This window comes from Hydrogenophaga sp. PML113 (assembly GCF_001777155.1).
In the GTDB taxonomy this organism is placed as follows: Bacteria; Pseudomonadota; Gammaproteobacteria; order Burkholderiales; family Burkholderiaceae_C; genus Hydrogenophaga; species Hydrogenophaga borbori.
Map to the genome: position 1 here is coordinate 54,033 of NZ_MIYM01000015.1, position 11,553 is coordinate 65,585.

General features: G+C 73.4%; 12 protein-coding genes and 1 pseudogene. 3 read left to right on the forward strand and 10 right to left on the reverse strand.

Going from position 1 to position 11,553, the window contains the following annotated elements:
• Nucleotides 1-3 precede the first annotated feature (3 nt).
• From gspD to gspG, 9 genes are all read right to left on the reverse strand, one after another.
• Entirely contained in the window at nt 4-2,238 is a 2,235-nt protein-coding gene (gspD, locus tag BHU06_RS20200; protein ID WP_070401025.1) for a type II secretion system secretin GspD, read from the reverse strand.
• Nucleotides 2,239-2,261: 23 nt separating this feature from the next.
• The gene (gspN, locus tag BHU06_RS20205) at nt 2,262-3,056 is read right to left on the reverse strand and encodes a type II secretion system protein N (RefSeq protein ID WP_139147140.1); all 795 of its coding nucleotides are present in this window, start codon (nt 3,054-3,056) and stop codon (nt 2,262-2,264) included.
• Between the two features lie 162 nt (nt 3,057-3,218).
• Nucleotides 3,219-3,749, reverse strand: a complete 531-nt coding sequence (gene gspM / locus BHU06_RS20210; protein ID WP_070401027.1) for a type II secretion system protein GspM — start codon at nt 3,747-3,749, stop codon at nt 3,219-3,221.
• A gap of 1 nt (nt 3,750) precedes the next feature.
• Nucleotides 3,751-5,034, reverse strand: coding sequence for a type II secretion system protein GspL (gene gspL, locus BHU06_RS20215; RefSeq protein WP_083293343.1), 1,284 nt, complete (start codon nt 5,032-5,034; stop codon nt 3,751-3,753).
• Between the two features lie 134 nt (nt 5,035-5,168).
• Nucleotides 5,169-6,152: a type II secretion system minor pseudopilin GspK gene (gspK, locus tag BHU06_RS20220; RefSeq protein ID WP_254668206.1), complete on the reverse strand. Its 984-nt coding sequence runs from the start codon at nt 6,150-6,152 to the stop codon at nt 5,169-5,171.
• Nucleotides 6,153-6,213: 61 nt separating this feature from the next.
• Entirely contained in the window at nt 6,214-6,933 is a 720-nt protein-coding gene (locus BHU06_RS20225; RefSeq protein WP_070401029.1) for a type II secretion system protein J, read from the reverse strand.
• The gene (gene gspI, locus BHU06_RS20230; RefSeq protein ID WP_070401030.1) at nt 6,933-7,301 is read right to left on the reverse strand and encodes a type II secretion system minor pseudopilin GspI; all 369 of its coding nucleotides are present in this window, start codon (nt 7,299-7,301) and stop codon (nt 6,933-6,935) included. Before gspI ends, BHU06_RS20225 begins: the two co-directional genes overlap by 1 nt.
• 7 nt (nt 7,302-7,308) lie before the next feature.
• A complete protein-coding gene (locus BHU06_RS20235; protein WP_070401031.1) occupies nt 7,309-7,773 on the reverse strand; it encodes a prepilin-type N-terminal cleavage/methylation domain-containing protein in 465 nt (154 codons plus the stop codon).
• A 32-nt stretch (nt 7,774-7,805) separates the two neighbouring features.
• The gene (gene gspG / locus BHU06_RS20240) at nt 7,806-8,258 is read right to left on the reverse strand and encodes a type II secretion system major pseudopilin GspG (RefSeq protein ID WP_070401032.1); all 453 of its coding nucleotides are present in this window, start codon (nt 8,256-8,258) and stop codon (nt 7,806-7,808) included.
• 63 nt (nt 8,259-8,321) lie between these two features.
• Here gspG and BHU06_RS20245 point away from each other — a divergent pair, with 63 nt between their 5' ends.
• From BHU06_RS20245 to BHU06_RS20255, 3 genes are read left to right on the forward strand one after another with little or no spacing between them, the layout of a single operon-like run.
• Complete coding sequence (locus BHU06_RS20245) at nt 8,322-8,837, forward strand: type II secretion system protein N (RefSeq protein WP_083293344.1); 516 nt, start codon at nt 8,322-8,324, stop codon at nt 8,835-8,837.
• Between the two features lie 18 nt (nt 8,838-8,855).
• Nucleotides 8,856-10,778 carry a DUF294 nucleotidyltransferase-like domain-containing protein gene (locus BHU06_RS20250; protein ID WP_070401033.1) on the forward strand — a complete coding sequence of 641 codons (1,923 nt, stop codon included), beginning with the start codon at nt 8,856-8,858 and terminating at the stop codon, nt 10,776-10,778.
• On the forward strand, nt 10,775-11,425 hold the full coding sequence (locus tag BHU06_RS20255) for a 3'-5' exonuclease (RefSeq protein WP_070401034.1): 651 nt from the start codon (nt 10,775-10,777) through the stop codon (nt 11,423-11,425). The genes BHU06_RS20250 and BHU06_RS20255 overlap by 4 nt, the downstream gene beginning before the upstream one ends.
• On the opposite strand, the pseudogene BHU06_RS22670 reads toward BHU06_RS20255, so the two are convergent.
• Nucleotides 11,422-11,553: pseudogene (locus tag BHU06_RS22670) on the reverse strand (IS481 family transposase); the annotation flags it as partial. The gene BHU06_RS20255 and the pseudogene BHU06_RS22670 sit on opposite strands and share 4 nt — an antisense overlap.

An 11,553-nucleotide genomic window follows, 5' to 3' on the forward strand; every position in this document is an offset into this window, starting at 1 on the left:
GCCTCACTGCTGCGGGGCAGGGGCGGGCGCCGGGGCGCCCGCCGGCGGCGTGGGCGCGGGAACGGCGTTGGGTGAACCTTCGGGCGCGCCCAGCGGCGTGGGCCGCGGCGCCAGGCGCTCGTAGGGCAGGGCCTGCGGACCCAGCACCGGGGACTCGTTGATCTTGAGCACGCTGCTGCGTTCGGGCTGCAGCCCGCGCTGGATGCTGCGCATCTGCTCGTAGCGGTCGAGCGCGAGGTTGGCGGTGTCGCGCTCGTCGCGCATCACCACGGGGCGCAGGAACACCATCAGATTGGTCTTCTTGCGGCTGCGGGTTTCGCTGCGGAACAGGCCGCCGAGCACGGGCACGTCGCCCAGGCCGGGCACCTTGTCCTGGTTCTGTGCGTACTCGTCCTGCAGCAGGCCGCCGAGCACCACGATGGCGCCGTCGTTCACGAGCACGGTGCTCTCGATGCTGCGCAGGTTGGTGATGAGGCCGGTGCTGGAGTTGATCGAGGCCGGCGCGACGCTGGACACCTCCTGGTAGATGGTCAGCTTGATGGTGCCGTTCTCGCTGATCTGCGGCTTCACGCGCAGGGTGATGCCCACGTCCTTGCGCTCGATGGTCTGGAAGGGGTTGACCGAGCCGTTGTTGCCGCCGCCGGTGTTGGTGAACTGGCCGGTGACGAAGGGCACGTTCTGGCCGATGACGATCTTGGCCTCTTCGTTGTCCAGCGTGAGCAGGTTGGGCGTGGACAGGATGTTGCCGGCGCCGTTCTCCTGCAGGAAGCGCGCCAGGAAGCCCAGCACGTAGACGCCGCCGGTGCGGCGCGCCAGGCCGATGTTCAGGCCGGCGGCGGGCGCCGTCTCGCCCTGCGCGAGGTTGAAGATGTTGCGCCCGCCCTCGCCGAAATTGGTGCCGAGCAGGCCGATCACGCGGTCACCCGACTGGCCGGAGGCGCCCTGCCACTGGATGCCGAACTCGGCGGCCTTGTCGTCGTTCACCTCGGCGATCAGGCTTTCCACATACACCTGGGCGCGGCGCGAGTCGAGCTGGTCGATGACAGCGCGCAGCTGGCGGTACAGCGGCTCGGGCGCGGTGATGATGAGCGAGTTGGTCGCCGGGTCGGCCTGGATCATGCCGCCGGTGGAGGGCTGGGCGCTGGCCGCCACCGGCGTGCTGGCGGCGCTGTTGGCCCCCATGCCGCTGGTGGCGCCGCCGCCCAGGTTGAGGCCGCCGGTGCTGGCGCGCGACAGGCCACCGCCGGTGGACGCGCCGCCGCTGCCGCCGCCGCCCAGGGCGCCGCCGCTGCCGCCACCGTCGCCCGCCGCGATGGCCGCGCGCAGCGTGGTGGCCAGGGCCACCGCGTCGGCGTTCTTGAGGTAGACCACGTGGATGTTGCCGCTGGCCACGCTGGCCGAGGGCTGGTCGAGCCGCACCACGAGCGACTTGACCAGGGCCAGGCGCGCCGGATTGGCCGCGCGCAGCACCAGCGCGTTGCTGCGCGGCTCGGCCACGATGGTGGTGCGGAAGGAGGCGTCACCCGCGGCGGCGCCACCGGCCGCGGCGCCGGTGGCGGTGGGGTCGATCAGGCGCTGGATCAGCGGCACGATGTCGGCCGCCACCGCGTGCTGCAGCGGAATGATCTCGACGTCGCTTGCGCCGGGCACGTCCAGCGCGGCGACGATGCGGCCGATGCGCTGCAGGTTCTCGGCGTAGTCGGTGATGATCAGCGAGTTGTTGCCCGGGTTGACGTTGATGGTGTTGTTGGGCGGGATCAGCGGGCGCAGCACCGGCACCAGGTTGTTCGCGTTCTCGTGGTTGAGCCGGAAGATCTGCGTGACCACGGTGTTGGACGCCGGCAGCGCGGACGCGGCCCCCGCGTTCACCACGTTGCCCTGCAGCTTGGCGTCGGCCTCGGGCACGATCTTGTAGAGCCCGCCGGTGTCCACCAGCGCGAAGCCCTGCAGGCGCAGCGCGGCGGCGAATTGGTTCAGCGCGGCGGCCGGCGGCACGGGGCGGTCGGTGGAGAGGTTGATGGTGCCGCGCACGCGCGGGTCGACGACGACGCTGCGGCCGGTGATGGTGGCCATGGTGCGGGCCACGGCCTCGATTTCGGCGCCCACGAAGTTCAGGGTGACGGGCTCGGTCGGCCGGGTCTGCGCGGTGGCCGTCGGCGCGCCGGGCAGGCTCAGCGCCAGCGCGCAGGCCAGCGCGAGTGCGCTGCGGCGGCCGGCCAGGGGGGGGAGGGCAAACATGATGGCGATCCTACGTCTAAGGTTCACCCGATGGTGATGACCGAACGGGCGCCTTGGCGGCGGCCCACGATGTTGAGCAGGTTGGTCAGGGCCTCTTCGCTGCCGGGCGCGGCCTGGGCGTCGCCCGCGAAGCGCAGGCGCCCGCCCACCCATTGGCCCTGGCCTTGCAGCAGCAGGGCGCCGCTGAGGGTGCTCAGGTCCAGGCGGGCGGTGTCGCCCTCGGCCCCCGCGCGCAGCGTGGCGCGGTAGCTGCCCAGGGGGCGGATGCTGGACAGGCGCGAGGCCATGTCGAGGGCGTCGATGTCCAGCCCGCCCTGCAGCCGCGCGCGGCCGCTGGCCAGGGTGAGGGTGAGGCCCTCGCTGCGCAGCGCCAGCACGCCCTGCAGGCGCAGGGTGTTCCAGGGGGTGCCCAGGCCGGCCAGCAGTTCGGCTGGCCAGCGGCTGTCGAAGCCGGCGACGCTGAGCGAGGTTTCGCTCAGGCCGGGGTGCAGGCGCAGTTGCAGCGGTTGCGGGGTGCAGCACGGCGCCTGCAGCGCCAGCGAGAACGCGGGGCCGCCTTGCCAGGCGGGGCGCAGGCGCCAGCGCAGGCCTTGGGGCAGGGCGCTGCTGGTGCGGCTGCCTTCGCCGCCGGTGAGCAGCAGATCGGCCTGGCCGCTCCAGACACTGCCGCGCGCGTTGACGAGTTGCACCTGACCGCCGCTGGCCCGGTCCAGTGCGCTGGCCAGCCAGCGCGCCGGGGCGAACAGCAGCAGCGCCAGCAGCAGCCCCAGCACGGCGGCGGCGAAGGCCAGGCGGCGCACGGTGGCAGTGGTGCTCATGGAGAAGCCTCCGCGTGGCATGCGGCGGTGCGGGGTGGGAACACCTTCGCGCAAGGCGCTGCGGTGCGAACGCCTTCGGGCGGCCGGGCGGCGTGGACTCGGAACACCTTCGCGCAAGGCGCTGCGGTGCGAACGCCTTCGGGCGGCCGGGCGGCGTTCATCTCAATTCCCTGCCAGCGGCGGGCCGCTCACCACCAGCGAGCCGCTCCAGGTGGTGCCTGGGCCGTCGCGGTTGAGTTGGGATTCGAGCGGCAGCAGCCGCGCGTTCACGCGCACCTGCTGCAGCCAGCCGGCCAGGGCCAGGGCTTCGGCCTGGCGCAGGGTGAGGGTGGCGCGGTCGCCCAGCACGTTGATCTGGCCGGTGCCGCCCAGGGCGCCGGTGGCGGCCTCGAGGGCGCGCAGGGCCTCGTCGCGGCCCGGCGGCTGGCCGGTGGAGGCGGCGCGCAGGCCCTCGGCGGTCTGCGCCAGTTGCTGCATGCGCGCGAGCTGCGCGTCCAGCGTGGCGTGGCGGGCCGGCGCCTCGCGCAGGGTGCGCCAGGCGGGGTGGATGGCGAGCCACCACAGCAGGGCCAGGCCCACGATGAGCGCGGCGGCCAGCACCAGCCGGCGTTCGCGTGCGGCGAGGCCAGCGTACCAGCCGGCCAGGGCGGCGCGGGCGCTCGTCGGGGAAGGGGTGTCGAGGTCGGCGGCCATGTCAGGGTTGCGGTGCCTGCAGCACCAGTTCGTTGCCGTCGAATTGCGCGCGCCAGCCGCCGCTCTGCAGGGCCTGCTGCAGCGCGCGCACCCGCTCCTCGCCGGTGCGCCAGCCCGACAGGCGCAGCGCGCCGTTGTCGTAGCCGATGCGGGTGGGCGACAGCGGTTCGCTGCCGGCGGCGCGGTCCACCGCGGCCAGCAGGCTTTCCAGGTCGCCGGCCGAGAGTTGGCCGCTGGCCTGCTGCAGCCGCGCCACTTCGCGCTGCATCTGCGCCGGGGCGTCGAGCACCAGGTTGACATGGGGGAAGGCCGTGGTGAGGGTGGTGCGCACCGCGTCTTGCTTGTCCTGCAGGCTCTGGCGCTCCTGCCAGGCCGTCAGGTTCAGTCCGAAGAGCTGGGCCGCGACCAGCGCCGCGAGGCCCCAGCGCGCCGCGCGCCACTGCGGGCCGCTGCGGAACTGGCGCCAGGCGCGCCGCCAGCGCTGGCCACGCCGCGCGCCCGAGGACAGGCTGAGGTCGAACTGGGCCAGGTTCCAGTCGCTCTGCCCCGCGCGCAGCAGCCAGCGGGCCGGCGGCACCGGGTCGAAGGGGCGCTGCAAGGCGCGTTCGGCGAGTTCGGCCACCAGCGGGTCGGCCAGCCAGACGTCCAGGGCGTCGGTGGCGCGCAGGTCGTTGCCGGTGGCGCCGGGCAGCAGGGCGTCCAGGGGCAGGGGCTGGTCGTCGCGCAGGGGCACGCAGCTCACGCCCAGCAGGCTGGCGCTGGCCAGCCAGGCCTGATCGCCGTCGATGTGCGCCCAGTGCAATTGGCCGGGCGAGTCCATGGCGAAGCTGCGCGTGGCGCCGGTGGCACCGGGCGCGCGGGCGGGCACCAGGGGCCACATGAGCGGCGCGATGCGCGCCACCGGGCGGCCGGCGGATTCGAGCGCGCGCAGCCAGTCGCGCAGGCGGGCGCGGTCGGTGCAGGCCACCCACACGGTCTGGCCGGCGCGGCCGCCGGGCTCCAGGGCGTGGTGCAGGGCGCCCACGTCGCTGAGCACCTGGTCTTCGAGCAGGCCGTCGAGCGCGGCGCGCAGGCGCGGGCCGCTCACGCGCGGCAGGCTCAGTCGGTGCCAGGACAGCGCGCGCGGCGGCAGCGCCAGCACCAGTTCCTCGTTGCGCGGCAGCAGCGACAGGGCCGATTCGCCGTCCTCGACCGGGTTCTGGCCGTCGGTGCTGCGCACCCAGCGCATCAGCGCGGCGGCGGCCGAGGGCGGTGCCAGGTAGTCGACGGGCGTGACGATGAGCACAGGCGGGATTTCAGAAGATGGGACCGGCCATTCTAGAGAGGGACCATGTCAAAGCCTCATCCAGGTGCCCTAGGGCGTTGCGTGGCGGCTTCAGTGGCCACCCGCCAGGGTGGCGGCCGGTGCCCTGGGGCGTCTCAGCGGCGCGTGAAGCGCTCGCGCCAGACGATACGCGCGTCCAGGGCCTGGCGCATCACCAGGGAGCGCTCTTCGATGATGGTGTCGTCCAGCCGCAGGCGGCCGCGCACCTCGAAGAAGCTGCTGCGCACGCCGTGGTACTGGTCGCTGAGGACGGCCGGGCCCTGGGGCAGCAGGCGCTGCGCTTCGGCGATGCTGCGAAACGGCGTGCGCTCCCGCGCCGAGACGAGGCGGCGCGCCATGGCCAGGTCCAGTCCCGGTAGAGAGGCGGCGATGGCCTCGGCGCTGGCGGTGTTCAGGTTGAGCGTGGTGCGCAGCGGCAGCACGGTGAGGTGGGGCTCCAGCCGCGCCAGGCTGCTGGGCGAAATGCCCAGCCAGGCGAGCTGCGAGAGCTTGGACGGCAGCAGCGAGGCCGCGTCCGCGGGCAGGGGGTCGCTCAAGGACTGCTGGGCACTGGCCAGCAGCTCCTTGGCGGCGGCTTCGAGCTCGCTGCGCGGCAGGCCGAGCAGTTCGTACAGGCGGCGCAGGCTGTCCAGGTCGGGCTCGGAGAGCTCGTACTTGAGCGGCACGGCACCGTTCTGGACGGTGGTCAGGCGCGCCACGTTGTTGAAGTTCAGGCGCGACTGCAGGTCGGTGATTTCGCCCGAGAGGAAGGCTTCGAGCGTGCTGTCGGCGGTGTTGTCGCGGTCGGCGGCGAGGAAGCTGGACAGCCGGGCCTCTTCCAGCGGCAGCGCCCAGGGCTCGCCCAGGTGGTCGGGGTTGCCATTGGTCTGGTTGCCGCGCCCATCCTCGCGCAGGATCAGGCGCGCCCAGTCGAGCGCGCCGGTCAGGATCCAGGCGGCCTGGGCGCGCTGGCGTTCCGCGCGCTCGACCTCCAGCGCGCGCCATTGCTGCCACAGCGCGCTGGCGGCCAGCGCGGCCACCAGGGTGACGGTGAGCATGGCCAGCAACAGCGCGGCGCCGCGCTGGTGGGTGCGTGTCACGGGACGGCCCTCCATGCTGTGCACGGCGGAGCGGAGTGCCTTGGGAGCGGCCCGGCCGCGCTCATGGCGAGGGCTCCAGCGTGGGGCGCACCCAGTCGCGCTGCAACACGCCGTGCAGGGCGGTGCCGGCCGGGGGCAGTTCCAGCAGCAGGCGCACGCCATTGGGCATGTTCAGGTGGGGGGTGTAGGACATGCCGCGGGGGGGCGGGCTGTCGGCGGCCGACTGCGGGTTGGTCCAGGCCTCGCCGCGGTGGTAGTAGAGCTGCCAGCTCAGGGCCGGCACCAGGGCGATGGCGCTGTCGGCCGTGGGGGCGGTGAGCGCGTCGCCGGCGGCGTTGCCGGGTGCGTTCACGCGGCCGGTGGCCCAGTCGGCCGCGCGCTGCCAGGCGAGGGTGAGCTCGTTGCGTTGGCGCAGCGGACCCGACTGCCAGCGCGACCAGCGCGGGCCCTCGGGGCCGTTGAGCAGGGCCCAGGCGACCACGCGGACGCCCCGGCTGTCCAGGCCGGTCTCCATGGGGTCGCGCCGGGTGAGTCGAAGCACCTGGCCGTTGAAGGCGATGGGCGCGACCTCGCGCGTGTCGACCAGGGCGTCCAGGTCGGCCGTCCACTGGCCCAGGGCGGACTGCAGGCGGCGCAGCTCGTCGCCTCGCGACTGGGTGATGCTCTGCGTGCGCCCCATGCCGTCGATGGCGCGCCAGGCCAGCACGGCGATGATCGAGAGGATGGCCAGGGCCACCAGCAACTCGATCAGGGTGAAGCCACGCGCGCGCCGCTGGCCCATCAGAAGCGCCCTTGCACGGTGGACAGGGTCAGCAGGCGCACCCCGGGGCCGTCGGCGCCGCGCAGCACGGTGGCGTCGATGCGGCGGAAATTGGGGTTGGGCGTGGGCAGGACGGAAACCCGCACGCGCAAGTCGTGGCCGGCCTGCTGGCAGGTGGATTCGCTGTTGCCAGTGCCGGGCAGCTGGCGCTGCAGGCGCAGGGTGATGAGTGTGTTCTCGGCGCACAGGGTGGCCAGCCACTGTTCGGTCTGGCGCTCGGCCGTGCGTGTGAGCGCGTTGCTGGCCTGCAGGCCGGTGGTGAGGGCGAGCGCCACCACGCCCAGGGCCACCAGCACCTCGATCAGGGTGAAGCCGCGCGCGCTTTTCATAGGGGCGTCAGGGCGCGTCCGGGGTAACGCGGAAAGGGCCCAGGCCGTCGGTGGCCAGCACCAGGCGGCGCTCGCCCAGGCCGAGGGCGATGCGCTGCGCCGGGATCAGCGGCTCGGGGCCGAGCACCAGGGCGGTGGCGCCGGGCGGCTGCAGCACCTGGGCGCCGGTGTCGGCGTTCAGCCATTGGTGCGCGCCCTCGGAGGGCGTGGGGCCGTCGCCGGCACGCGCACGCGGCAGGCCGATGAACTCGAAACCATGGGGCCGCAGGCGCCACACCACCGGCAGACCGCTGGTGAGCGATTGCGCGCGCGCCGATTCGAGCATGGCCGACAGGCGCAGGGCCTCGCGCTCCAGCCGCGTGCCGCTGTCGTCGCGCAGCGCGAAGCTGACGGCCGCCGTGGCCATGGCGATGATGGCCACGACCACCATCAGTTCGAGCAGGGTGAAGCCCCGTGGGCGGCCGTGCGGCATGGTGGGGGCGGGCCGTCGGCGGGCCGGCCGGTTTACTGCCAGCTGCCGATGTCGGCGTTGGCGCCTTCGCCGCCGGCCTGGCCGTCGGCGCCCAGCGAGAGCACGTCGACTTCGCCGTGCACGCCGGGGTTGAGGTACTGGTACGGTCGCCCCCAGGGGTCGTTGGGCAGCTTGTCGAGGTAGCGGCGCCAGTTGGGCGGAATCGCCCCGACGGTGGGTTTGTTGACCAGCGCGCCCAGGCCTTGCTCGGCGCTGGGGTAGCGCTGGTTGTCCAGGCGATAGAGCTTGAGCGCCTGCATGAGGTTGTGGGTGTCGGTGCGGGCGGCGGTCATGCGCGCATCGTCCGTTCGGTCTAGCACGTTGGGCACGATGAGCGCGGCCAGCACGCCGATGATGACCAGCACCACCATCAGCTCGATGAGCGTGAAGCCGCGCCGCAGTGCGCGTCGGGTGGGTGCGTAAGAGGGGAAGAGGGGGCGTGTCAAGGGAGTCTCCGGCACCGGGTCGTCGGGCGCCCCGCGCGGGGGTCGGTCGATCATAATGCGCGCATGAGTCGGGCATCCACCTTCGGGCACTCGGTCTTCCTGGGCGAGGGCGCAGCGGCGCCAGGCGGCGCGCCGCGGCGCGCGCCGGGCGCGCTGGCCGTGCTGCTCTGGCTGGCAACGGGGCTCAGCGTGGGTTACTGGGTGCTGCAGGCCATGGGTCGCTCGCCGCTGACCCCCGTGGCCGCGCCCGCGGTGGCGGCGCCCGCGCCCGACACGGCGTCCGTGGCGCGCGTGCTCGGCGCCGTGCAGGCCGTTGCGGTGGACACCCCGGCCAGCGCGCCCGCCCCGCTGTCCTCGCGCTTCCAGTTGCTGGGTGTGATCAATGCCGGCGGCGCCGACGGCGCCGCGCTGATCGCCATCGACGGACAACCACCCAAGCCCTACCGCGTGGGCGCCGAGCTCGACGGCGGCGTGGTGCTCCAGTCGGTGCAGCGCCGCTCGGCGCGGCTCGCACCGGCCGGCGGCGGCCAGCAGGGCTTCGAGCTGAGCTTGCCCGCCCCGCCGGGCGACACGCCCTGAGGCCCAGGGCCGCCCGCCATGGCCCCGCGCGGCGGAACCCCCACCGACCCCGCGCCCCTGCCGGACGCGCTGCGGCCCTCGGGCAGCCTGTTGGCCAACCTGAGCGACGAACTGCGGCGCTACCCGCCCTTCGATGAGATGGAGGCGGCGCACGTGGCCGCCTTCGTGGCGGCCTCGCGCCAGGCCTACTACGCGCCCGGCGAGCCGGTGGTGGACCCGCAGGACGGGCCGGTGCGCGAGCTGTTCTTCATCCGCCGCGGCGCGGTCACCGGCAAGCGCGGGCTGTCCGAGGTTTCCGGCGGCGCCTTCCAGTACGAGGCGGGCGATCTGTTTCCCATCAGCGCGGTGCTGGCGCAGCGCGCGCCCACCACGCTGTACCACGCCACCGAAGACACTTTCGTGCTGGTCATCGGCGCCGAGGACATGCGCGCCCTGGCGGCGCAAAGCCCGCCGTTCGGCGACTTCCTCAACCGGCGCATCCTCAAGTTCCTGGAGCTGTCGCGCGCGGCGCTGCAGGTGGCCTATTCCTCGCAGGCGCTGGCCGAGCAGTCGCTGGAGACGCCACTGAGCGAGCTGGGCCACAAGGCGCCGGTGAGTTGCGCGCCGCACACGCCGCTGCGCGAGGTGCTGGGCCAGATGCACGAGCGGCGCATCGGCTCCATGCTGGTGGTGGACGGCGCGGGCGCGCCGCTGGGCATCCTCACGCGCTCCGACGTGCTGGGCCGTGTGGTGCTGCCGCAGGTGCCGCTGGACGCGCCGGTGTCGTCGGTGATGGTGCGGCCCGTGCACAGCCTGCCGCACGACGCCAGCGCGCAGGACGCCGCGCTCGCCATGTCCACGCACGGCATCCGCCACGTGCCCATCACGCGCGCGGGGCGGCTGGTGGGCATCGTCTCCGAGCGCGACCTGTTCGCGTTGCAGCGGCTCAGCCTCAAGCAGGTGAGCTCCAGCATCCGCAACGCCACGGGCGTGGACACGCTGCGCGTGGTGGCGCACGACATCCGCCGTTTCGCGCGCACCCTGCTGGGCCAGGGCGTGCAGGCGCGCCAGCTCACGGCGCTGATCAGCCATTTGAACGATGCGCTGGGCGCGCGCTTGATCGAACTGCTGGCGCAGCGCCATGGCATCGCCTTGGCCGACTGCTGTTGGCTGGCGCTGGGCTCCGAGGGCCGCGGCGAGCAAACCATCGCCACCGACCAGGACAACGCGCTGATCCGTCCCGATGGCAGCGAGGCCGCGCCCTACCTGGCCTTCGCGCGTGAGGTGAACCAGGCGCTGGACGACTGCGGCTACCCGCTGTGCAAGGGCGGCGTGATGGCCGGTAACCCCGAGCTGTGCCTGACGCTGACCCAGTGGCGCGAGCGTTTCGCGAACTGGATCGAGCATGGCTCGCCCCAGGACCTGCTGAACGCCAGCATCTTTTTCGACTTTCGCCCGCTCGCTGGCCACGAGGCCCTGGCCCGCGCGCTGCACGACGAGGTGCTGGCGCACGCGCGCACCACGCCGCGTTTCCTGAAGCAGCTCGCGCTCAATGGCCTGGGGCGCACGGTGCCGCTGAACTGGCTGGGCAACATCGACACCGAGGCGGTGGAGGGTCACGACACGCTGGACCTCAAACTGCAGGGCACGGCCATCTTCGTCGACGTGGCGCGCCTGTACGCCCTGGCGCACGGCGTGCCGGCCACCAACACCCGCGAGCGCCTGGAGGCGGTGGGGCCGCTGCTGGGCGTACCGGCGCACGAGGCCCAGGCCTGGGTTGGCGGCTTTGACTACCTGCAGCTGCTGCGCCTGCACGCGCAGCTGGACGGCACCACGGTGGGCGACAGCCCGAACCGCATCGCGGTGGACACGCTCAACGACATCGACCGCCGCATCCTGAAGGAAACGCTGCGCGTGCTGCGCGCCCTGCAGCAGCGGCTCACGCTGGACTACGACCGGTGAGCGCGTGGTGGTCGGCCTGGTTCGGCGGCGGCGACGCGGCGCCCGCGGCGCCCGAGCGCTGGGTGGTGCTGGACGTGGAAACCAGCGGCCTCGACGTGGCGCGCGACCGCCTGCTGGCCATCGCCGCCGTGGGCCTGCGCGTGGACTGGTCGCGCCGCCGCCTCGACGTGTGCCTGGGCGACAGCTTCGAGGTGGTGCTGCGCCAGGAGCGGGCCTCCAGCCGCGACAACATCCTGCTGCACGGCATCGGTGTGCAGAGCCAGCGCGACGGGTGGGATCCGGTCGAGGCGCTGCGGGCCTTCGAAGCCTTCGCCGGCGCGGCGCCGCTGCTGGCCTTCCACAGCGCTTTCGACGAAGCGCTGATCGGCCGGCACGCGCGCCAGCACCTGGGGCGGCGCCCAGCCAATCCCTGGGTGGACATCGAGCACCTCTGCGCCGTGACGCACCCCCAGGTGCGGGCCCGCTCGCTGGACGAGTGGATGGCGCATTTCGGCATCACCTGCCCCCGGCGCCACCAGGCGGCGGCCGACACCCTGGCTGAGTGCGAGCTGCTGCAGCGCATATGGCCGGCGGTGGCGGTCGAGTGCCGGAACTGGCGCGGCGTGGAGCGTTTGGCCGGCCGACGGCGCTGGCTGGCGTCGGGCTAGCTGTTGAGTCTCAGGAGGTTGTTCATGCCCGGGATGCGGGTCATGGGCGGCTGATGGTGCAGAGCGGAGTGTGGCCGCAGCCAGTTGTAGTGGTCAATGAAGGGCTGCAGGGCGGCGTGGCGCTGGGC